This window comes from Neobacillus sp. WH10, assembly GCF_030123405.1.
In the GTDB taxonomy this organism is placed as follows: Bacteria; Bacillota; Bacilli; order Bacillales; family Cytobacillaceae; genus Neobacillus.
Map to the genome: position 1 here is coordinate 2,311,785 of NZ_CP126110.1, position 20,839 is coordinate 2,332,623.

At 37.2% G+C, this 20,839-nt stretch carries 23 protein-coding genes and 1 other annotated feature; of the genes, 12 read left to right on the forward strand and 11 right to left on the reverse strand.

What is annotated here, in order from left to right:
• Positions 1-60 precede the first annotated feature (60 nt).
• A complete protein-coding gene (locus tag QNH20_RS10920) occupies positions 61-546 on the reverse strand; it encodes a MarR family winged helix-turn-helix transcriptional regulator (protein ID WP_283922906.1) in 486 nt (161 codons plus the stop codon).
• Positions 547-728: 182 nt separating this feature from the next.
• On the opposite strand from QNH20_RS10920, the gene QNH20_RS10925 reads away from it, so the two are divergent.
• From QNH20_RS10925 to QNH20_RS10935, 3 genes are read left to right on the forward strand one after another with little or no spacing between them, the layout of a single operon-like run.
• Entirely contained in the window at positions 729-1,706 is a 978-nt protein-coding gene (locus QNH20_RS10925; protein ID WP_283922907.1) for an efflux RND transporter periplasmic adaptor subunit, read from the forward strand.
• Positions 1,706-2,416, forward strand: coding sequence for an ABC transporter ATP-binding protein (locus tag QNH20_RS10930; RefSeq protein ID WP_283922908.1), 711 nt, complete (start codon positions 1,706-1,708; stop codon positions 2,414-2,416). Before QNH20_RS10925 ends, QNH20_RS10930 begins: the two co-directional genes overlap by 1 nt.
• Positions 2,400-3,299: an ABC transporter permease gene (locus QNH20_RS10935; RefSeq protein WP_283923392.1), complete on the forward strand. Its 900-nt coding sequence runs from the start codon at positions 2,400-2,402 to the stop codon at positions 3,297-3,299. Before QNH20_RS10930 ends, QNH20_RS10935 begins: the two co-directional genes overlap by 17 nt.
• 60 nt (positions 3,300-3,359) lie before the next feature.
• Here QNH20_RS10935 and QNH20_RS10940 read toward each other — a convergent pair whose 3' ends face one another.
• Positions 3,360-4,253: a cupredoxin domain-containing protein gene (locus QNH20_RS10940; RefSeq protein WP_283922909.1), complete on the reverse strand. Its 894-nt coding sequence runs from the start codon at positions 4,251-4,253 to the stop codon at positions 3,360-3,362.
• Positions 4,254-4,387: 134 nt separating this feature from the next.
• Complete coding sequence (locus tag QNH20_RS10945) at positions 4,388-4,522, reverse strand: hypothetical protein (protein WP_283922910.1); 135 nt, start codon at positions 4,520-4,522, stop codon at positions 4,388-4,390.
• Between the two features lie 151 nt (positions 4,523-4,673).
• Positions 4,674-4,889: a binding site (T-box leader), on the forward strand.
• Positions 4,890-5,014: 125 nt separating this feature from the next.
• On the opposite strand from QNH20_RS10945, the gene proS reads away from it, so the two are divergent.
• Both proS and QNH20_RS10955 read left to right on the forward strand, forming a co-directional pair.
• Positions 5,015-6,445: a proline--tRNA ligase gene (gene proS, locus QNH20_RS10950; protein WP_481858067.1), complete on the forward strand. Its 1,431-nt coding sequence runs from the start codon at positions 5,015-5,017 to the stop codon at positions 6,443-6,445.
• Positions 6,446-6,622: 177 nt separating this feature from the next.
• Complete coding sequence (locus QNH20_RS10955; protein WP_283922912.1) at positions 6,623-7,183, forward strand: GNAT family N-acetyltransferase; 561 nt, start codon at positions 6,623-6,625, stop codon at positions 7,181-7,183.
• Between the two features lie 46 nt (positions 7,184-7,229).
• Here the strand turns inward: QNH20_RS10955 and QNH20_RS10960 are convergent, their stop codons facing one another.
• Both QNH20_RS10960 and QNH20_RS10965 read right to left on the reverse strand, forming a co-directional pair.
• Positions 7,230-7,817, reverse strand: coding sequence for a YdcF family protein (locus QNH20_RS10960; protein ID WP_283922913.1), 588 nt, complete (start codon positions 7,815-7,817; stop codon positions 7,230-7,232).
• Between the two features lie 163 nt (positions 7,818-7,980).
• Positions 7,981-8,829: a DegV family protein gene (locus QNH20_RS10965; RefSeq protein ID WP_283922914.1), complete on the reverse strand. Its 849-nt coding sequence runs from the start codon at positions 8,827-8,829 to the stop codon at positions 7,981-7,983.
• Positions 8,830-9,081: 252 nt separating this feature from the next.
• Between QNH20_RS10965 and hmpA the strand changes: the two genes are divergently transcribed.
• The 5 genes from hmpA (at position 9,082) to QNH20_RS10990 (ending at position 13,668) form a co-directional block, all read left to right on the forward strand.
• Positions 9,082-10,296, forward strand: coding sequence for an NO-inducible flavohemoprotein (hmpA, locus tag QNH20_RS10970; RefSeq protein WP_283922915.1), 1,215 nt, complete (start codon positions 9,082-9,084; stop codon positions 10,294-10,296).
• Between the two features lie 198 nt (positions 10,297-10,494).
• Positions 10,495-11,271, forward strand: coding sequence for an SGNH/GDSL hydrolase family protein (locus QNH20_RS10975; RefSeq protein WP_283922916.1), 777 nt, complete (start codon positions 10,495-10,497; stop codon positions 11,269-11,271).
• Positions 11,272-11,284: 13 nt separating this feature from the next.
• The gene (locus tag QNH20_RS10980) at positions 11,285-12,199 is read left to right on the forward strand and encodes an ABC transporter ATP-binding protein (protein WP_283922917.1); all 915 of its coding nucleotides are present in this window, start codon (positions 11,285-11,287) and stop codon (positions 12,197-12,199) included.
• Positions 12,192-13,172 (forward strand): ABC transporter permease, encoded by a 981-nt coding sequence (locus QNH20_RS10985; protein ID WP_283922918.1) that lies wholly within the window; start codon positions 12,192-12,194, stop codon positions 13,170-13,172. The genes QNH20_RS10980 and QNH20_RS10985 overlap by 8 nt, the downstream gene beginning before the upstream one ends.
• 127 nt (positions 13,173-13,299) lie before the next feature.
• Positions 13,300-13,668: a VOC family protein gene (locus QNH20_RS10990; protein ID WP_283922919.1), complete on the forward strand. Its 369-nt coding sequence runs from the start codon at positions 13,300-13,302 to the stop codon at positions 13,666-13,668.
• 159 nt (positions 13,669-13,827) lie between these two features.
• On the opposite strand, the gene QNH20_RS10995 is transcribed toward QNH20_RS10990, so the two are convergent.
• Positions 13,828-15,051 carry an NAD(P)/FAD-dependent oxidoreductase gene (locus QNH20_RS10995; RefSeq protein ID WP_283922920.1) on the reverse strand — a complete coding sequence of 408 codons (1,224 nt, stop codon included), beginning with the start codon at positions 15,049-15,051 and terminating at the stop codon, positions 13,828-13,830.
• A gap of 284 nt (positions 15,052-15,335) precedes the next feature.
• Here QNH20_RS10995 and QNH20_RS11000 point away from each other — a divergent pair, with 284 nt between their 5' ends.
• Together QNH20_RS11000 and QNH20_RS11005 are read left to right on the forward strand one after the other, a co-directional pair.
• Positions 15,336-15,884, forward strand: a complete 549-nt coding sequence (locus QNH20_RS11000) for a hypothetical protein (protein WP_283922921.1) — start codon at positions 15,336-15,338, stop codon at positions 15,882-15,884.
• A gap of 168 nt (positions 15,885-16,052) precedes the next feature.
• Positions 16,053-16,178: a hypothetical protein gene (locus tag QNH20_RS11005; protein ID WP_283922922.1), complete on the forward strand. Its 126-nt coding sequence runs from the start codon at positions 16,053-16,055 to the stop codon at positions 16,176-16,178.
• A gap of 129 nt (positions 16,179-16,307) precedes the next feature.
• Here QNH20_RS11005 and QNH20_RS11010 read toward each other — a convergent pair whose 3' ends face one another.
• From QNH20_RS11010 to dltA, 5 genes are all read right to left on the reverse strand, one after another.
• Positions 16,308-16,523 (reverse strand): twin-arginine translocase TatA/TatE family subunit, encoded by a 216-nt coding sequence (locus QNH20_RS11010; RefSeq protein WP_283922923.1) that lies wholly within the window; start codon positions 16,521-16,523, stop codon positions 16,308-16,310.
• A gap of 187 nt (positions 16,524-16,710) precedes the next feature.
• Positions 16,711-17,913, reverse strand: coding sequence for a D-alanyl-lipoteichoic acid biosynthesis protein DltD (gene dltD, locus QNH20_RS11015; protein WP_283922924.1), 1,203 nt, complete (start codon positions 17,911-17,913; stop codon positions 16,711-16,713).
• A complete protein-coding gene (gene dltC / locus QNH20_RS11020; RefSeq protein WP_283922925.1) occupies positions 17,910-18,146 on the reverse strand; it encodes a D-alanine--poly(phosphoribitol) ligase subunit 2 in 237 nt (78 codons plus the stop codon). Before dltC ends, dltD begins: the two co-directional genes overlap by 4 nt.
• 5 nt (positions 18,147-18,151) lie before the next feature.
• Complete coding sequence (gene dltB / locus QNH20_RS11025) at positions 18,152-19,318, reverse strand: D-alanyl-lipoteichoic acid biosynthesis protein DltB (RefSeq protein ID WP_283922926.1); 1,167 nt, start codon at positions 19,316-19,318, stop codon at positions 18,152-18,154.
• Entirely contained in the window at positions 19,315-20,832 is a 1,518-nt protein-coding gene (gene dltA, locus QNH20_RS11030; RefSeq protein ID WP_283922927.1) for a D-alanine--poly(phosphoribitol) ligase subunit DltA, read from the reverse strand. The genes dltB and dltA overlap by 4 nt, the downstream gene beginning before the upstream one ends.
• Positions 20,833-20,839 lie beyond the last annotated feature (7 nt).

The following is a 20,839-nucleotide window of genomic DNA, read 5'->3' on the forward strand; positions in this document are numbered from 1 at the left end:
AGTTCTTCCTTTTTCTTGGCTGATATGAAAAAAAAACTTTCCTATCAGGCATAATTGTAACTATGCCTTTGTCTTCGCATTTGTGGGTTTACCAATCGGCAGGTTTTCTTTATTGGCTAATATTCCGGCGAGTTTCTCAAACGTATTGATAAAATTCCTGATTTCTGACTCTTCGAATTGTGTAATGATTGATTCAACGAGAAATTGAATTTTTTCTTGGCAATTATGATAAAGTGTTTTTCCTTCCTCCGTTAAGGTTAAATAAACTACTCTCCTGTCGTTTTCATCACGTGTTCTTTTAATTAGGCCTTTGTCGGCCATCCTGTTAATAATTGCCGTGATTGCACTTTTATTTACTTCAAATGCATCTGCCAATTCAGAGGAAGTGCATTCTCCGGACTGAGAGATGTATCTTAATACGTAGTGCTGGTCATTGGTTAAATCGTCACCAATTTGCCCCTTGATTAATGACTCCGCTTTTTTATGAACTTGAAAAGAAACTGTCGTATAACGGTCGATTAACTCCTGAATGATATGCTTATCCATGAAATTTTACACCTCTTAAAATTAGTTAAACTGTTTAACTGTTCACTTGTTTAACTATAAATCATATGAAATTTAACGTCAATATTTTCCTTTAAGGAAAAGTTAAGGAACAAACTTAATAATAGGCTTATTCTAAATTGCGTCCTGGCAAAATATCCAGGATTGAAAAGGAGTAAGTATTTATGAAAAAATGGATTTTTATAGCAGTGGGTGTACTTGTAGTCGGTTTTGTCGGATACCAATGGTACTCAGCGCAAACAAGTGCACAATCAGTAACGGAACAAGTACGAACAGCTGTTGTTCAAAAAGGTAAATTTGAAGTAAAAATAAGTGGATCCGGATCGGTACAGCCTGTTACAAGTGAAGACATAAAGTCAATTATCAATAATGACGAAATTGATGAAGTGTTAGTAGCTACGGGAGAGGAAGTAAAAAAAGGGGATGAATTAATCACCTTTACAGATGGCAGTGATCCGATTATAGCTCCTGCAGATGGTAGGATTACAACTTTATCTGTTGCTGCAGGCGAACGGGTCACATCTGGACAAGTTGTTGCACATGTAACAAACTATCAAGATCTACAAACATCGGTTCAAATTGATGAGCTTGATATTAGCAAAATTAAAGAAGGACAAGCTGTTAATTTGAAAGTAAATGCCTTCCCAGATCAAACGTACACAGGAAAAGTAACGACAGTAGCGGCTGAAGGCTCGTCCTCTAATGGGGTGTCTACCTTTGATGTTACGATTCATCTAGATAAATCTGAGAATTTAAAAGTAGGAATGAGTATGGAAGCAAGCATTTTAACAGCAAGTAAAGACGATGCCCTCTATGTACCATTGGACGCTATTCATACTGCTAATGGTGAAAAATATGTTATCGCGGTTTCATCTGGTTCAGATAATCAATCATCTGGAAACGAGCAAAAAACAGTGAAAACTGGCTTAGCGAATGAGGATTATGTTGAAATAACAGAAGGTATTTCAGAAGGAGAAACCGTTCAATTACCACAATTGGCATCTGGAAACTCCTCCAATAATACTCGAAGAATGCTACAAGGCGGTGGTTTTGGCGGCGGTATGGGTGGTATGGGTACCATGGGAGGCATGAATCGTAATGGAGGTGCACCTGTACAAGCGGGTGGAAGGAGCGGAAACTGATGGGTACACCAATTATTCAAATAAGTAACCTCATGAAGACCTACAAGCTCGGCGGTGAAACTGTACATGCCTTAAATAATGTTTCAATTGATATTGAAAAAGGTGAATTTCTAGCGATTATCGGTCCTTCCGGATCGGGAAAATCGACACTTATGAATATGATCGGGTGCCTAGATAGGCCGCAATCAGGAAAATACTTGCTTGATGGAAAGGATATCGGGAGAATGAACGATAATCAATTAGCCATCATCAGAAATCAAAAAATAGGTTTTATTTTTCAAAACTTTAACCTGCTAACGAAATTAACAGCCTTAGAAAATGTCGAGCTGCCTATGTTATACAGCGGTGTACCGGCGAAGATGAGGCGTGAACGGGCTTTAGAGGGCTTGAACAAAGTCGGCCTAAAGGATAGGGCAGGTCATTTACCGACGCAGCTTTCAGGCGGTCAGCAGCAAAGGGTTGCAATTGCGAGAGCACTTGTCAGCAACCCCGCTATCCTCCTTGCCGATGAACCAACAGGTGCACTTGATAGCAAAACAAGTAAAGAAATCTTGCAGGTAATGAAAGAACTAAATGAAGTAGGACATACGATTATTTTAATTACCCACGATTTAGCGATTGCCAAACAAGCGAATCGTATGGTCAGTATTCAAGATGGACAATTGTTGGAGAATGGAGGTGAACTCATTGGGAATGCTACAATCTATTAAAATGGCCCTCCGCAGTATTAAGGGGAATAAACTTAGGTCTGCCTTAACAATGCTAGGGATGATTATCGGGGTATCGTCTGTGATCATTCTAGTTTCCATTGCCCAGGGCTCTGCCAAAAATGTGACAAGCCAAATAAATCAACTGGGAACGAATCTATTAACGATCAATACCTTTGGTACTGATTTAGCCTTAACAGAGGATAAAATTAGTAAGCTGAGTAACCTAAATGGGGTAAAAGCTGTGTCGCCAGTCATTACGGGACGTGTAAATGTTAAGAAAGATCGAACAACTTCACAGGTTACGTTGACTGGAACAAATGCATCTCAAAATACAGGTAAATTCGAAGGGAGTACTATTAATATGAAGAAAATGAGAAGAGCGCATTTATGGATTGGTTTAATAGCTTCTATTTTAATTTTTATGGAGTCTATTACCGGATTGCTGATAAATGAGCCGTGGTTAATTGGGCAATCACAAGTGGAAGGTGGGAGAGGAAACTTCCAACCGGGACAATTTAACCAAGGACAATTTTATCAGAGACAAGGAGGACAAGGGATCACCTCAGATTCAGGTCAGACGCAGGGTCAAACAGGTTCAAATGAAAATGGACAATTCCAAGGCCCTCCAGGATTTGGCCGTAATAATAATTTTGCTGGGGGTCCACGTGGGGATGGAATGGGTCAGGGAACGTTACTAAGCACGATTCGAGGTCTTCACGAAGGTAGAATTGGTAATACAAACGTCAAGTGGTTAATTGACTTAACTGCACTTGCGATGATGTTCCTTACTGGTTCAGGTATCTATTTATCTATTAAAGTCCTCCGTGCCGAAAGTAAGAGTAAGAAACGCCAGAATGAGGACCTAGACATATTAGCAAACTAAAATCAAAAAAAGTGAATGGATATCATAAAAAACGGCAAACCAAATAGGTTTGCCATTTTTTTACTCAACTATTATTGTACCCTTATACATCTTCATACCACAGCTGAAGGTATATTCGCCTGTTTTCTCAGGTGTGAATGAGAGTTTTGTTGTACCTGCCTTTAGATCCACGTTGTTTATCCCTAAATCTGGAATCATAAAGGTAGATAGACAACTATTATTTTTAAGTGGATTTTCAATTTCAAGTTCCACCGGTACACCTTTCTTTACGCGGATCACCCTAGGAGAATATCCCTTATTAGTCACAAGCATTTTTATTTTTGGAGTGCTATCATCTGTGACATCAATTTCCGTTTTAGTTGCTGCCTGATTGCTTGATTCTTGTTTAGCTTGTGTTTGGAGATCTTCATTTTTTACTGGGATTTTCACCAAATCACCGCTATACATAAACAAAAACAGGGATACAAGTACGACTCCACCTGCAATAATTGTAAATGGGGATAGTTCTTGTGTATTTATTGAAAATTTGTTATTAGCAGCCACGTGAATATATACAATAACAAACCCGATTATGACAAAATAGAATCCTAATAAAATTCCAATCAAAATCGCAGGGTTAAGGTATTGCAGAAAAACTCCAAGAATGGCGCCACTAATACCACCCATTAACCCGGAAATGGATCCCATCAATATGGCTAATATCCCAACAGGGTGCCCGGCTAAGAAACCAATGACGAATCCAATAATCATGCTGACGCCAACAACAAGAAATGTCTCACCAGAGATAATTCCTATAATACTGCCGGAAAGCAGCCCCGTTATAACAGCAATGACCATGCTAATCATTATTCCTGGAGTGTTTGTCAGTTTGTCTTTATTACGGTAAACAAGATAAATAGAATAGCCGGATCCCGCTGCTACAAAAGCAGCTGAAATAATCGAAAAAATAGTCATGTTTAGTCTCCTCTTATGCGGCCTTTAGAAATAAACAACATAAGAGTATTATAAAGGCAAATTATGTCTTAGGAGGATTGGGCAATATGAACGTTTTATGAATATTGGATAACGAAAGAGGATTATGGGGAAATTTATTTTTCTTTATCTTTTTCAAGGCTATTTTTGTAAATGCGTTTTAGGACCTCATTTTGCATTTGAATATATTCAAGTAAAATTTCTTTTTCTTCCTCCTCTCGGTCAAGTTCATCTTTATCCTCATTTTTCATGTAAATCACCTACTTTTTCTAATAAGTGCATTTTACTCCATTTATTAATTAGATTAAAGGGGAAACGATAGAAAACAATATTGAATGAAAAATATTCCTATATAGCAATTGACATTTTGTATCGGGACAGATATAATTTTGAAAAAATACTATTGAAACAATGACGGGGATTAGTAAAATGAAGTGGTCTTACCAAGAGAGGGAACCAATGGTGCGAGGTTTCTTAAGACAGTCATTTGAACCTGCCTCCGAGTTCTGTATCGGATTTTATTGAAGATACAAGCGGATAAACTCCGTTATCATGGAAAGAGCATAAAGCATTTGCTTTATGAATTTAGGGTGGTACCGCCAGGCCTTGGTCCCTTTTTAGGATCTAGGTCTTTTTGTATTGAGAAAAGCGGAAGTACAATAGCCGCTGGTTGCTGGAGCTGGACAATTCTCAAAGTCGAATACTTTTTTCTTTTTTATAAAAAAATTAATGAGGTGTCAAAAATGGCAAAGGAATTTGTAAAAGATGTTACCAGTATGGACGAGGATTTCGCCCAGTGGTATACAGATGTGGTAACGAAAGCAGATTTAATTGACTATTCAAGCGTTCGCGGTTCGATGATTATTCGACCTTATGGTTATGCGCTTTGGGATAATATTAAAAATGAATTAGACCGCCGTATAAAGGAAACAGGACATGAAAATGTCTATATGCCATTATTTATTCCAGAAAGCCTGCTCCAAAAAGAAAAGGACCATGTTGAAGGATTTGCTCCAGAAGTGGCTTGGGTTACCCATGGTGGTTCTGAACCATTAGCAGAGAGATTGGTTGTCCGCCCAACATCAGAAGTTCTTTTTTGTGAGCATTATAGTAATATCATTCATTCTTATCGTGATTTACCAAAGCTATATAACCAATGGGCAAATGTTGTCCGCTGGGAAAAAACAACCCGTCCATTCCTTCGCACATTAGAGTTTTTATGGCAGGAGGGACATACAGCCCATGCGACTGATGAGGATGCGATGGAAGAAACCATTCAGATGCTGAATGTTTATGCCGAACTTTGTGAAACGATTCTAGCGATTCCAGTCGTAAAAGGGCAAAAGACTGAGAAGGAGAAATTTGCCGGTGCAAAGGCTACTTTCACAATTGAAAGTTTAATGCATGATGGGAAAGCACTGCAATCAGGAACTTCTCACCATTTTGGCACAGGATTTGCCGAAGCTTTCGGAATTCAATACACCGACAAGGAAGGAAAGCTGCAATATGTCCATCAAACATCATGGGGCTTCACAACAAGGATTATTGGTGCCTTGATTATGGTCCATGGTGATGACCGTGGTCTTGTCATTCCACCAAAAGCAGCACCAACACAAGTCATGATTGTACCTATTGCTCAGCACAAAGAAGGAGTGCTTGACTTTGCTTATGAATTGAAAAAGTCACTTGGTCAAGTTGCCCGTGTTGATATCGATGCCAGTGATAAAAAGCCAGGCTGGAAGTTTAATGAGTACGAAATGAAGGGCATTCCAGTACGTCTTGAAGTAGGACCAAAGGACATTGAAAATAAGCAAGTTGTTTTAGTAAGACGGGATACATTAGAAAAAGTAATTGTTCCTTTGGCCGAGTTAGAAACAAAGCTTGTTGAATTACTCGATGACATTCAAACCAATTTATATAACAAAGCACTTAAGCATCGAGAAGAAAGAACATCGGTTGCTTTAACCCTTCCTGAATTAAAGGAATCGCTAGAAGCAAAACCAGGATTCATAAAAGCCATGTGGTGCGGTGAACTAGCCTGTGAAGAAAAAATCAAAGAAGAAACAGGGGCAACATCACGTTGTATTCCATTTGAACAAGAGCAGCTATCAGAAACTTGCGTTTGCTGCGGAAAAGAAGCAAAACAGATGGTTTATTGGGCAAAAGCTTATTAAAAAAAGCAAAATTAGAGACTCTTCCAAACAGGAAGGGTCTTTTTTAGCATTAAACTGTCTTTAAAAGTAATACTTTTGTAAGCCTAACATCATTCATTGGCGAATCAAATTATTAGCTCAAAAAGGGAAATCAAATAATTATAACGAATTCTAAATACACAAAGGGAGGAGAAATAAATGAAACCAATACTAATAGATTTTCCAGACGAGTTTTATACGGAAAGATTGTTAATCCGAAAGCCAATTCCCGGAGACGGAAAAGCGGTTTATGCTGCAATGCAGGCCTCATTAAATGAACTAAAACCTTGGATGCCCTGGGCTCATCGAGAACAAACTGAACTGGATGTGGAGGCAAATATGCGAGATGCTCATGCGAAGTTTTTAACTCGGGAGGATTTACGACTTCATATTTTTCATAAAGAAACAGGAGAATTTATCGGTTCATCAGGTTTACATAGAATTAACTGGGATGTACCAAAATTTGAAATCGGATATTGGATTAATACCCGTTATAGCGGGAATGGTTATATTACGGAAGCCGCTAAAGCAATAACGGAATTTGCCTTTAAAGAGTTAAAAGCAAGACGAGTTGAAATTCGTTGTGACTATAAAAATAGTAAAAGCCGCGCTATCCCAGAGAAATTAGGATTTACATTAGAAGGTATATTAAAAAATGATGGAATTTCGGCAGACACAAAAGAACTGCGCGATACTTGTATTTATGCAAAAATACAATAATGAACAAATGAAAAACTCGACCGTTAATGTCGAGTTTTCATGCTTATCAATCTAGTATATAACTTTTCAAGTAGAATTTAGTAATCGCCAAGTATTCGCGCGTATACGATTTTATAACGGCCTTCCAAGGGGTCTTTGCAGGGAGACCTTGCACATCTAATCCCTGGTCTCTGGCTATGGAAATGGCACGGTAGAGATGAAAATTATTCGTAACCACCAGACCAACCTTTGCATTCGAGGGAATAAGCTTTTTCGAAAAATTAATATTTTCATATGTATCTGTGGAGTGATCCTCTAAAATAATCCTTGTTTCGTTTATTCCTTGTTTTACAAGCTCTCTCTTAATGCATTCTGCTTCAGAAATATCTTCACCGGTGCCTTGTCCCCCTGATGCAATAACGATTGTATCCTTGTTTTCTTTTAAATATTTCGCCGCAGCATTAATTCTGCTTGCAAATGCCAGTGAGGGGACGGTGCTTTTTACTCTTGCCCCTAACACGATTAAATAATCAGCGTTTTTTGGTGCCTCCACACGGCTATACTGGATTATCTTAAATTGCAGAAAACCAACATAAATTAGGCCTAAAATCACGAGAATACCTAATATGGATACCATTCTTTTCTTTTTCTTCATCTTTTCAAGTCCATTTCTATAAATTAATCATAACTATTAGTAATGTTATTATTCTGATAGTACCATAATATGACAGTTTTTGATATTTTAAATTATTTTAATAATAAAAGGTGCAGGAAATTTCCTGCACCATCTAACTATTCAAGGAATGTAATCGAGTCCTTTATTCGCATACCCATGACAGTCCAAGTGTTCCAACACCCGTATGAACACCTGCAACTGGAATAAGCATCAATATTTCTGTTTCAATCGCTGGGACCGTTTCGTTGATATATTTTTCAAGCTCGGTTGCTTTTTTAATGTCATTCGCATGGACGATGACCACTTTCCGAACAGATTTAGTTTCAAGGTCCTCAGTCAATTTGTTTACCAGCCAAGCGATAGCCTTTTTTTCGGTTCGGACTTTATCTTTTATTTTTGCAGCGCCATCTTCAATCGCTAAGATTGGTTTAATATTAAATAGAGAGGCTAATAATTTTTGGCTGCCTGATACGCGGCCGCTTTTATGAAGCTGGTCCAGATTTGAAGGAACTAAATACAAACGTGTATATTCCCGTAATGCATTTAATTGTGTTACCACTTCACCTGCGTCAAGCCCTCGATCTACTAGTTCAATTCCTTTTTTTATTAAATATGAAAGAGGATAGGAACCAGTTTGTGAATCAATTGCAAACAGTTTAAAATTTTCCATGCCTGCTGCAATTACCGATGCTTGATAGGTACCAGTTAATATACTGGAAGCATGAATAGCTATTCCACAGTCATATTCTTCCTTTAACTTGTTATAAAGCTCTACAAAATCATTGATGGATGGTTGGGATGTTTGAAATTTCCCATCCTCGTTTTGCATTCGCTCATAAAATTCCTGTTCAGAAATATCGATCGTTTCTTTGTAGAATTCATCGTTAATAACAACGTGCAGGGGAATAACATGTATATGATTCTGCTCAATAAATTCCTTACTAAGAGAGGCAGTTGTGTCGGTGATCCACGCAATTTTTGTTTTGTTCATATAATCCCCATCCTTTAGCGATCATCTTTAATATATTGATATAAAATCCAATTTTACTAGCTAGGGTCAACATTACAAAAATAGATAGTATATGGCTAGTTACATTTGTCATGCTCACAAGTGAACAATTTGTGAATTCTCCATGTATAAAGGATTCAAAAATAATAAAGTGTGATTAAAATCACTTAGTCGTTGTGAATTTATTTATATAATCACTATGGAAATAGTGAAAATGTTCGAGGAGTGATTAATGTGCTAGATCAAAAAACAATTGAAATTATTAAATCTACTGTACCAGTCTTAGAAAAACACGGAGAAACTATTACAACCCGCTTTTATCAATTGATGTTTGGGAACCATCCTGAATTATTAAATATCTTTAATCATGCCAATCAAAAACAAGGGAGACAACAAAAAGCACTTGCTGGTACTGTTTATGCAGCTGCCATGTATATTGACAATCTCGAAGCCATCCTTCCTGTTGTTCAACAAATTGCTCATAAACATAGAAGTCTCGGCGTTAAGCCTGAACATTATCCAATTGTTGGGAAGCATCTTTTATTAGCGATAAAGGATGTACTAGGCGAAGCGGCAACAGACGAAATAATCAAAGCATGGGCCGATGCCTATAACGTAATTGCAGATGCGTTTATCGGAGTAGAAGCTGAAATGTATGATGCAGCAATAAATCAAGAGGGGGGCTGGGATGGATTCCGCAACTTTATTGTTGACCGCAAAGTAATCGAAAGTGATGTTATTACTTCTTTCTACTTGAGACCGGAAGATAACAACGGAATAGCAAGATTTATCCCTGGTCAATATATTAGCATTAAATTAGAAATTAACGGAGAAGAGTACACACACATTCGTCAATATAGCCTTTCGGATGCTCCAGGAAAAGACTATTACCGGATTAGCGTTAAGCGTGAAGCGGGAACGGCAAATCCAGATGGAATGGTGTCTAATTATTTGCATGATACAGTGAGCGAAGGGGATATCCTTAAAGTTAGTGCACCTGCTGGTGATTTTGTGCTTGATACGAAAAAAACTACTCCTGTTGTATTGCTTAGCGGTGGTGTTGGTTTAACACCAATGATGAGTATGTTAAAAACTATTGTCGAAGTACAGCCTAGTCGTAAGGTAACGTTCGTACACGCTGCAGTAAATGGAAATGTCCATGCACTACGAAATGAGGTTGATGAATTAGCAGCTCTTGATCATGTGAATTCATTTATTTTTTATGATTCTCCAACAGAAGAGGATCGCTTGAACAATCGATTTGATGTTGAAGGTTATATAACACATGATTGGATAAAGGACAATATCTCCTTCGAGGATGCTGACTTTTATTTCTGCGGACCCGTTCCTTTTATGAGAGCAATAAACCGCTCATTAAGAAGTTTAGGAGTAAACGAAGATAGAATTCACTTTGAGTTCTTTGGACCAAAAGGGAATTTAGAAGAATAAAAAAAGAGCAAGCCGGTTTCCAATTAGGAAGCCGGCTTTTTTTAGGGGTCCTACGATGGATTCCTTTTCAGTTTTTGAGGAAAAATTAAGATTTATTGAATCTTTTCAGCAATTAAATTGAAATAACCGCATTGAAAGTTTGATTCATATCACAACTATGATTAAATAATAGAAAAGGGCCGAAAAGGATGTTTTATCATGAATAAAAATGTCATTCGTTCGATTACTGTAATAGCGGTATTATTTTGCCTTCTCTGGCTGATTGGGCTTGGCTGGGCAGTGGGGGAGTATTATGCCGGTAAACCGGAAAAAGTTCCGGAATTAACCACTGTTAATAAGAAAGTGGAGAACAAAAAAGGATTGAACATAGTAGCACTTGGTGACTCTTTAACTAGAGGCACAGGTGATGAGTCTGGAAAAGGCTATGTGGGAGTCTTGACAGATGAAATTAAAGAAAAGACAAAGCAGCCGGTTCAGCTAACTAATCTTGGCATCAACGGTCAAAGATCTGATCAGCTGCGCGAACAGGTTCAGGAAACGGAAGTCGGGCGACAAATTCAAAAAGCAGATATGGTATTGGTGACGATTGGGGGGAACGATTTGTTCCGCGGTGGTCAAGGATTAGCGGATTTAAAAGCAGAAGACATTGCGGCGATTGAAAAAAAATATCTTGATAACCTGAATTTTATTTTTAATCAAATTCGAAAAAATAACAGTGACGCCAATGTGTTTTTTATTGGTCTATATAATCCCTTTATTGAGTTAGATCAAGGAAAAGAGATCTCCAAAGTCATTCGCCATTGGAATTATGACAGCGCGGAAGTAAGTGCCGTCTATCCAAAAATCGTGTTTGTGCCAACGTTTGACTTGTTTGAGTTAAAGGTAAACGACTATCTTTATTCGGACAAGTTTCATCCAAATTCAAAAGGGTACCGTTTAATTGCTGAACGAGTAGCCTCATTGCTCACCTGGTAAGGAGAGGAAAACAATGGAGAAAAAAATCACATTGTCAGTTAAGAAATTAAAAAAAGTAATTGGGAAAAGAGAAATCATCAAGGGGCTAACGTTTGATTTATGTGAAGGAGAAGTGTTCGGGTTCTTGGGACCAAATGGTGCCGGCAAAACAACTACCATCCGAATGCTTGTTGGTTTGATTAAACCGACATCTGGCAGTGTTCACATTTGTGGTTACAGTATCGAGGATCAATTCCAGGAGGCAGTGCGTAATCTTGGCTGCATTGTTGAAAATCCGGAGCTTTATCCGTACCTTTCGGGATATAATAATCTACTCCATTTTGCAAGGATGCTTAATAAAATTGGCGAGGATCGGATTAAAGAAGTTACTGAGCTTGTTGGGTTAACGGAAAGAATTCATGACAAAGTAAAAACTTATTCACTTGGAATGCGACAGCGCCTCGGAATTGCCCAAGCACTTTTAGGAGAACCAAAAGTGTTGATTCTCGATGAACCGACTAATGGATTGGATCCGGCAGGGATTCGTGAAATGAGACAATTTATTAGGTTTCTGGCCGAAAAAGAAGGTCTAAGCGTCCTTGTGTCAAGCCATCTATTGAGTGAAATTCAATTATTATGTGATCGGGTAGCAATCATATCAAAAGGGACGATTATTCGAGTCGATACCGTTTCTAAGTTGCTTGCGAATCGTGAAAGAGTGGTTTGGCGTATAGCGCCATTTGATAAGGGAAAACAAGTATTAAGTTCCTTAACAAGCATTGAAGCAAAAGAAGACGGTACCATCCTAACAATGTTTGATGAACAGAAGACACCAGAATGGAATAGGCAGCTTGTTGAAGCGGGTGTAGCTGTAACAGAAATGAATCGGAAAATGCCAGTGCTTGAAGATTTATTCCTCGAACTAACGGGGGGTGACAGCATTGAATAAATTGATTCAAAATGAAATGATGAAGCTGATTGCCAAAAAGCGGTTGGTTGTGATTGCGATCATTATAGGTGTTCTAGTTATGTTATTTACATATGCACAATATAAGCAAGTACAAACACAACATGAAAAATTAGGAACGAGTGATTGGCGTACGATTTTACAGCAGCAAATTGTTGATACGACAAACCGATTGAGCAGCAGTAGAATTTCTGACGAATGGAAGAAACAACTGCAAATATCCTTACAGCAGCAACAATATTATCTAGATCATGATATTAATCCAGCAGAGCCGGGTGCACCTACATTCATGAGAATCTTTTTGGAAAACTCGATTGATCTTTTTATTCCATTAATGGTTATGGTCATTGCAAGTGATTTGGTTTCTTCTGAACACAGTTTAGGTTCGATCAAGCTTTTATTGACTAGACCGGTGAAAAGGTGGAAGGTACTGTTAAGTAAATATATCACCCTTTGTTTAGCTATTTCATTAATCATTGCGATTGCTGGTATCCTCTCCTATTTAATTTCCGGAGCAGTATTTGGCTATAAAGGCTGGGGGGCACCAATCTTAACAGGTTTTAATGTGACGGATACAGGGTTAAACACCTCAGAGGTCAGACTCTTAAGTTTGTGGAAGTTTTTATTAATGGATTTTGGATTGGTTTGGTTTGTCGCGATTGTAGTAGGGACATTATCATTTATGCTTTCTGTTTTAATCCGAAGTACAGCAGCCGGAATGGGCGTGATGCTTGCGGCGTTAATCTCTGGAGCAATTTTGAATAATATGGTATCCTCTTGGGAATCTGCTAAATACTTTTTTATGGTTAATTTAAGGTTAACAGACTATATGAAAGGAACTGCTCCGCCAATTGAGGGAATGAATCTCTCATTCTCTATGCTGGTTCTGTTCGTTTGGTGGGCCGCTGCTTTATTCGTCTCATTTTTTGCCTTTACGAAAAAGGATGTTTATTAATGACAAGCTATCCCTAATAATGGGGGTAGCTTTTGTTAATGTCAAAATAAGTAAAAAAATTTGAGGGAAAATTAAAAATTTTATAAAATGGTTGTGTAAATATATAAAGGGAAATGGGGAAATTATTATGTCATTCGTGATAAAAAAAATCGATCATGTCCAGCTTGCTGCACCAAAAGGCTGTGAAGTGGAGGCAAGAGCATTTTTTGCTGGAATCCTTGGGTTAACAGAGGTAGAAAAGCCGGAGGAATTGAAAAAGCGAGGTGGAGTATGGTTTGAGTTTGGAACGTTTCAAATTCACATTGGAGTAGAAGAACCATTTACTCCCGCTAAAAAGGCGCACCCTGCCTTCGTTGTGGAAAATATAGAAGAATTAAAAACGCATCTTAGTAAAAATCGTGTTGCTTTTTCGGCGGACGACAATCTCCCTGGAGCAAGTAGAATTCATGTCCATGACCCGTTTGGCAATCGTCTTGAATTTTTAGAGTGGCTATAAATTTAACATTAAAATAGCCCCACTCCAAATGATAGGAATGGGGCAGTTCGCCTTAAAGTTGGGGGATTTAAGGCCATTTGGGATTATTCTATTCAAATGGCTGTCAGGGGGGAGGGGATTCCTGCAGCCAAGGAAAAAAGCAATGTGAATTAGTTATAATTATTGCTTCGCTGTTATTTTTACAGGCTCACGGTTAACACCAATGTGCTGCTTGATAATCAGAGATGGACCGCCAAGATTAAACAAGTAGCGAGCCTCAATAACTTGTTTCATAAATGCTCCAAAAAGCCCGGATAAGCGGAAATTACCTACTTTACCAACTGCGGCCATGAGACCGATTGATGCTACAGATCCTTTGTGGTGATATTCAAACGATGTTAATGATTCACCTCGTAGCGCAGCAACAATATTTTTCGCACAGACCGGTGCTTGTTGTAAGGCTACTTGTGCAGTCGGAGGAAGTGCAGACTTCTCATCCTTCATAAATAACGAACAGTCTCCAATACTAAAGACATTTTTCATGTTTTTAACACGAAGATAAGAATCCACCGCAATCTTGCCTTTTTCAATTGGTAATCCCCAATTGTGAACAATCGTATTCCCTTTTACACCACAAGACCAGATTAATGTTTTTGTTGGAACTTCTCGATTATTTTCAAGGACCACTTTTTCTGGTGTACATTCCAGTATTTTTGTAGAAGTGATTAATTCAATATTACGCTTTTCTAAAACTTCAGTTGTGTATTGAATGGATTCCTTAGGGAAAAATGGAATGACAGATGGAGCAGCCTCAATACCAACAATTTTTATTTTTTCAAACGGTATATTATGTTCTTTACAAAGTTTTGGTAGTGCATCTGCCAGTTCTCCAAGCATCTCGATTCCGGTAAAGCCTCCGCCAGCTACAGCAAAGGTTAAACGAGAAGGATCATGGTCTTCTTTATAAAGATTTAATTGTTTGATGATTTGGTGGTAAATGGTTTTTGAGCTTCTAAAGCTGCGAATCTCAAAAGCATTTTCTTTAACACCTTTAGTACCATATGTTTCAACCTCAAATCCAAGAGCAATTATTAAATAATCATATTTAACAGTATCTCCACCTTCAAGGTGAACTTCTTGTGTATTGATATTAACAGAGGATACTGCAGCTTTTAAGAACCGAGTCTTGTTTGGATTAATTAGTTCAGGTATAGACATGGCAATTTGGCGGTCTGCTGCGGTGCCAACTCCTGTCTTATGTAGTTGTGTTGAAAGGTAATGATATTCATGTTTATTAATGAGCGTAACATCTGCTTCGCCAGACTTTAATAATTTTTCTAATTTTTTACTTGTAATAATACCGCCATAGCCTCCACCTAGGATTACGATTTTTGGTTTTGACATATTTCCCCACTCCTAATATCCATCTTTATATGGTTTTCTATAAATATTTTTGTGAAAAGATTCACAATTAAAGTGTAAAAAATTTGAGCTAATGCCCAATTTTTAAATGTGAAATATTTCACATATCTTCTATATTCATAGAATACGACAATTTAATAAACATCTCAAGTTTTTTTTTACTAAATTTATGTCCAATTGGTAAATTTTTTTCGACTAACTGGGAATGATAATTTCGTGCTGAAAAAATTAGGTTAAATTTCTAAGAAGAATGGAAGGGGATATTTATGAAACTTAAACTGCTATTTTTAACAATGGCATTATTATTATCAGTGCCAGGTTTGACTGCTGCAAATGATTCTTTACCAGCAGATCATGAGGAAAAACCTTGCGATTGCAAGGAAGGCAAGCAGCACCAAATGATGCATAAAGACTGGCAGGCATTGATGAAGGAGAGAGAGCAAAAGCTCCTTACATGGGTAGACCAATATACACCAAGCAAAAAGGAAGAATGGACCCAAGTTCTTACGGAAAAAAAGACACTTCGCAAACAATGGATGAGTCCTGAAAATGCTGCTAAACGTGAGAAATGGAAAAAAGATAAAATGGTCAAAATGGAGGAACTTAAAAAGCAGTTTAATGAAGGAAAGATAACGAAAGAAGAATTTATGAAGCAGGTACATGGTGGTAAAAAGATGCAACACTGGCAAACGTTCCGAGAATTAAATATGGCGATTGAAAATAAGGATGATAAAAAGGCAGTTGTACTTCTTAATCACCTTTTAAATCAAATGAAAGAGCATAACAAAATAATGAAAGATATGTTGAAAAAGTAATAATCAGTTTTAAAAAAAGTCAATTCTAAAACCGAATTGACTTTTTTTGTTGTAGGTTCCCGATATAGAATGGAAATTATTTGATGTATTTGTTAATAATTATGAGTGCTAAAATGCAGACCTTGAGGGAATATTGAAGAGGTAGAAAGTCTCAGAAGGAGGATTTCAATGGTTAGAAAAAAATTAATGATGACGACAATTGGATTGGGTGCTGTGTATTTACTTCGCAATCAAAAATCACGCAAAAAATTAATGAATCAATTTCAAGCATTTGCCGAAAAGTCCAAAAGGTAAAAATGAAAAGCTGCAGCGCCTTGACCCCGAGCCCCTAGGCGCTGCAGCTAGACAATAAGAGAAGTCTTCTTTTTCTTTTAAAAAAGCATCCCCTAAAAAAGATCAGGGGATGCTTTAATTTACATTACATTATTTTTTTAAGGTAATTTGGTCTTGTTTAACCTCTTTGATATCTTCTTTTAATTCTGATTTTATATCGTCAGTGATTCCCTCAGTTGCTTTTTTAAATTCACGAATTGACTTACCAAAAGCACGTCCAATTTCAGGGAGCTTATTCGGTCCAAAAATGACTAATGCAACAATAAGGATCAAAATTAATCCAGGAACACCAATATTTGAAAACATTTTTCTCAACTCCCAAAATGAATTAAATTATCAAGTATATTATAACTTTTAGTTTAACATTATTCTACTTTGATTAAGAAAAAGTGGCGTGTATCATAAATAGAGTAAAGAAGCCAATTCCTAATAAAAATGCCGATTATTAACAGTTCAATGATTATTACACAAATATAGATTAAAACTGGTCAAACTACATTGCCTGAACGACATCAACATTAATTTTACTTCCATTATAAAAATCCTTTATTACTTTATCGATATATACCCAGCCTTTCCAGCCAATATGAATAGTATCCTTCATGAAGTATGGATCATATTCATGATTGGAAAAATCGGCAATTTGAAAGCCCTCTGACTCAATTTGTTTCTTAATACGTTCATAATACACGGTTCGTCCTTCTTTTGGGAATCCGGTGTAGTCGTACCATTTACCATTTACTGGAACAGAAATAAATAGTGGTTCTGCTCCTGACTGCTTTAAAAGGTCAAGTACCAGTTGGAAATCCTGATATTCAGGGGATTCTCCGTAGGATGCTCCAATTTTATTATCCCTTAAAGAAGGAACCAATTTTCGAATTTTATTATATTGGCTGTTAATTACATAAAACTGATTATTCGTAGATCTTCTTTCGCCGAAACGAGTTGCTTGAACCGCTAATTCATCCCAAGATTTATTCTTTACCTTTGGACTGAGATCTCTTTTTCGAGATATACCGCCTGCCAAAGAATAATAAAGATCCTTTTTTATCAACAATTCACGATAGGTAAAGGCAAAAGGGCGAATCAATTTACTAGCTCTTTTAGTCCATGGATTATCCGTTATCTCTGCCTTATACATGATAGAAAGAAAAGGGTCGTTTTGAACTGGCGAAAATGTTAACAGCCGTTTTATTGCCTTTTTCTTAACTGTTGGATCTATTTTTTTGTTAAAAGCCAAATCATAGCCTTGTAAGGAAGAGTAATTAGGAACAAAATGGGATTCGTCTGTCCCTTTTGGCTGAAACCATTGCGGCGACAAGACGAAAACAAGTTTCTTCCCCTTCAGCTGATTTATATGCTCAGAAAAATTTAAAAAATGAGTCAATGATACAGTTCCGCCGCGGCCAATTAAAAATGGAGTAAAGTCTGCTCCTGTTACTTGGAAATAATTGGACGGATGGTAACGGTCAAGTCTAGCCAGTTCAGAAGATCCATAAATGGGTAAATAATGATCATCTTTGAGCATTTTATGTTGAACATATTTACCTTGAAACATAAATGGATTTAATTCTGTTGCAGCCTGAGAAATTTTCGATTTTGGAATCATTTTCTCAATCCATCGATTTGGTATCACTACCAAAATAATCAAAACGAGAAAAGCTAAGATAATGGGTGAGAATATAGCTTTTTTCATTGCATATCAGCCAACTGAATGGCGATATTGTTAGGTGTATTCCAAGTATCACGATCGAACTCAGTAATCGGAACAAGAATTCCAAAACGCTCTTCTACTTGAACGAGTAATTCAACTGTCCCAAATGAGTCCAATAATCCGGCATCAAATAAATCGATATCCGGATTTTCCTTAATAATATCGTCCTGGCAAATTTCAGATAATAATGTAATAACCTCATTTTTGAAATCCATCTTAATCAAACTCCTTTATGAAATAATTGTCCTGAGAAAATATAAAAACCAAAGCAGATTACATGGAAGGTAATAATAATGGCAACAATATGTGTAAACTTGTTTTGCGGCCACCACTTGTGCTTTTTATTAAACCGTTCAAATGAATTGTAAACAACCATTAATGCAGCGTGGTACATTCCATAAATAAGATATTGAATTTCTAGTCCGTGCCATACTCCCATTAATAAAAACAGTAATATATAACCAAGGTTTGAGAGGAGGTTGCGGTTTTTAATCCACTTTTTCTTGGTCATCCAAAAGACAAATCGCATATACACATAGTCTCTGAACCAAAAGGAAAGGCTCATATGCCAGCGATTCCAGAAATCTTTTATGTTCCTGCTAAGGAAAGGTTTATTAAAGTTTTCCGGAGATTTAATCCCCATAATATAACTAACACCGATCGCAAAAGCACTATAGCCCGCAAAATCGAAAAATAGATAGAGGCTGTACGCGTACATATAATAGAGATGATGCTCAAAATGGCTTTGAGCAATAAATCTTAGATTCGTGATGAAAAAGTGATTGATCGAATAGCCGATAATGTACTTATATAAAAATCCACGAAAAATTTTGTTGATTCCTTCATAAAGCAATAATTTGTATTGTTCCCTTGAAATCTCAAGTTCCAAATCTTTATCAAAGCGACGATAACGGTCGATTGGACCCGATGAAATGGTCGGGAAAAATAAAATGAAATAAAGTAATCTGGGTAGGGGCAGGTCTTTTTTTATCAACCCATCTCGTGTCTCCATGATGATTTGTGTACCTTTAAACGTTAAATAAGAAATACCAAGGAAGCCTATTAAGTTTACATCTGAAAAATATGGCAGCAGCTTCGAAAGAATCAGCGGTAGAATCGAAAGAATGACTGCCAAATAAAAGATAGTATTCTTATTGCTCTTTTTTCGGTAGGTGATGTATGCCTTTATTAAAACGACTTGCCAGATAGTAAATACGATTAAGGCAACAGCTTGTTTAAGAGATGAAGAGAAGATTATGCCAAGGGCGATAATCGACACAAACATATTATAAGTATGAAACCTTTTTCCACGTAAACCGAGAATAACTGTTGGTGCTAAAAGAATTGCCAAGATGAAAAAGAAAGTAAAAGAACCATATGGTGTCATTGTAAAACCAATTCCTTAAATTTTTTTCGGTCCATTTTTCCGTTCGCTGTCATTGGAAGCTCCTCATAGTAGGTGAACTTTCTTGGAATCATATATGCAGGAATTTCCTCGCTAAGTTCTTTTTTGATAGCACTTGTTAATTGATATTCTTTTTCAAAATCATGGCTGGATGGGATGATTGCCGCTAGTAAATAGTCAATTTTGTCATTTTGATAGATTGGGATGACAGCAGCTGATTTCACATATTTGCAATTGGCAATATGGTATTCAATCTCCTCTAACTCCATCCTGTAGCCGTGCAGTTTTATCTGAAAATCAATCCGGCCTTTGTAAAAAATCAGCCCATTCTGATCAAAATAGCCAGCATCACCAGTTCGATAAGCGGGTTCACCTTTATAATGAAAAAATGATTTTTCTGTTAGATCCTGTTGCCCTAAATAGCCTTTACTTACACTTGGGCCAACAATAATCATTTCACCTTTTTCCCCGGGCTGTACTGGCATGCCATTTTCATCAACCAACACAATACGTGTGTCTCCTTTTGGTTTGCCGATTGGGAGATTCGGATATGCTTCTAGTATTTCAGCTGTTACTTCAATAGAAGTGACGGCTACTGTTGCTTCTGTCGGGCCATAAGTGTTGAATATTCTTGCTTTAGGAAACCGCTCCCTTAATTGCCGGCAAATTGAAACTGGCAAAATTTCACCGCAAAATAAAAATAGGCTGAGTTCAGGCAGAAGTTCTTCTGTAAACGATGGATCCATTAAACACATCTGTACGAAAGAAGGAGTTGAGGTCCATATCTGTGTCTTTGATTTTTCTAATGCTTCAAATAACAGTTTTGGTCTCGCAATCATCTCTTTTGTTATTGCAAAAATAGTTCCACCACTAGCAAGAGCGGGATAAAGATCCATGACTGATAAATCAAATGAATATGGTGCTTGATTTAAAAAGCGAAAATTCCTCTTGATTGGAAAATCCTCAACCATCCAATCAACAAAGCTTTGCAGGTTATTAGCAGAAATCTGCACACCCTTTGGATTTCCTGTACTTCCGGACGTATAAATAATATAGAAATTATCTTCCCCAGATACCCAATTTGACGGGTCCATTGGCACATCAGAAACTTGTTCTGCCAGGATTTTATCATAATTCGCTATAGTGACTGTGAAATTGTCCAACACCAATTCCTGCCGGGAAGCATTAATGACCAATTCAGCTTGGGAACTAGTAATAATTTTTAATACTCTTTCGATTGGAATCGAAGTATCAACCGGAATATATGGAATTCCTGCTTTTACACAGCCTAAAAACGATCCAATCATTGAAGCATCCATATGACCATATACTAATACAGGTAGATGTTTTTGGGGGGATTGTTTTAATAGAAAAGCTGATACGTGTTCAGATTGTCTCCAGAGTTCACCATAAGTCATTTTTTCCGTGGGGGAGATATATGCTATTGTATCTGGATGAGTTTGTGAAAAGTTTTTAATTGTGTTTAACATTTTCATTTTTGTT

What these genes read in the sequence shown, in the direction of transcription:
- QNH20_RS10920 (WP_283922906.1), bottom strand. Translation starts at nt 546, where the DNA reads ATGGATAAGCATATCATTCAGGAGTTAATCGACCGTTATACGACAGTT.
- QNH20_RS10925 (WP_283922907.1), top strand. Translation starts at nt 729, where the DNA reads ATGAAAAAATGGATTTTTATAGCAGTGGGTGTACTTGTAGTCGGTTTT.
- QNH20_RS10930 (WP_283922908.1), top strand. Translation starts at nt 1,706, where the DNA reads ATGGGTACACCAATTATTCAAATAAGTAACCTCATGAAGACCTACAAG.
- QNH20_RS10935 (WP_283923392.1), top strand. Translation starts at nt 2,400, where the DNA reads ATGCTACAATCTATTAAAATGGCCCTCCGCAGTATTAAGGGGAATAAA.
- QNH20_RS10940 (WP_283922909.1), bottom strand. Translation starts at nt 4,253, where the DNA reads ATGACTATTTTTTCGATTATTTCAGCTGCTTTTGTAGCAGCGGGATCC.
- QNH20_RS10945 (WP_283922910.1), bottom strand. Translation starts at nt 4,522, where the DNA reads ATGAAAAATGAGGATAAAGATGAACTTGACCGAGAGGAGGAAGAAAAA.
- proS (WP_481858067.1), top strand. Translation starts at nt 5,015, where the DNA reads ATGGCAAAGGAATTTGTAAAAGATGTTACCAGTATGGACGAGGATTTC.
- QNH20_RS10955 (WP_283922912.1), top strand. Translation starts at nt 6,623, where the DNA reads ATGAAACCAATACTAATAGATTTTCCAGACGAGTTTTATACGGAAAGA.
- QNH20_RS10960 (WP_283922913.1), bottom strand. Translation starts at nt 7,817, where the DNA reads ATGAAGAAAAAGAAAAGAATGGTATCCATATTAGGTATTCTCGTGATT.
- QNH20_RS10965 (WP_283922914.1), bottom strand. Translation starts at nt 8,829, where the DNA reads ATGAACAAAACAAAAATTGCGTGGATCACCGACACAACTGCCTCTCTT.
- QNH20_RS10975 (WP_283922916.1), top strand. Translation starts at nt 10,495, where the DNA reads ATGAATAAAAATGTCATTCGTTCGATTACTGTAATAGCGGTATTATTT.
- QNH20_RS10980 (WP_283922917.1), top strand. Translation starts at nt 11,285, where the DNA reads ATGGAGAAAAAAATCACATTGTCAGTTAAGAAATTAAAAAAAGTAATT.
- QNH20_RS10990 (WP_283922919.1), top strand. Translation starts at nt 13,300, where the DNA reads ATGTCATTCGTGATAAAAAAAATCGATCATGTCCAGCTTGCTGCACCA.
- QNH20_RS10995 (WP_283922920.1), bottom strand. Translation starts at nt 15,051, where the DNA reads ATGTCAAAACCAAAAATCGTAATCCTAGGTGGAGGCTATGGCGGTATT.
- QNH20_RS11000 (WP_283922921.1), top strand. Translation starts at nt 15,336, where the DNA reads ATGAAACTTAAACTGCTATTTTTAACAATGGCATTATTATTATCAGTG.
- QNH20_RS11005 (WP_283922922.1), top strand. Translation starts at nt 16,053, where the DNA reads ATGGTTAGAAAAAAATTAATGATGACGACAATTGGATTGGGTGCTGTG.
- QNH20_RS11010 (WP_283922923.1), bottom strand. Translation starts at nt 16,523, where the DNA reads ATGTTTTCAAATATTGGTGTTCCTGGATTAATTTTGATCCTTATTGTT.
- dltD (WP_283922924.1), bottom strand. Translation starts at nt 17,913, where the DNA reads ATGAAAAAAGCTATATTCTCACCCATTATCTTAGCTTTTCTCGTTTTG.
- dltC (WP_283922925.1), bottom strand. Translation starts at nt 18,146, where the DNA reads ATGGATTTCAAAAATGAGGTTATTACATTATTATCTGAAATTTGCCAG.
- dltB (WP_283922926.1), bottom strand. Translation starts at nt 19,318, where the DNA reads ATGACACCATATGGTTCTTTTACTTTCTTTTTCATCTTGGCAATTCTT.
- dltA (WP_283922927.1), bottom strand. Translation starts at nt 20,832, where the DNA reads ATGAAAATGTTAAACACAATTAAAAACTTTTCACAAACTCATCCAGAT.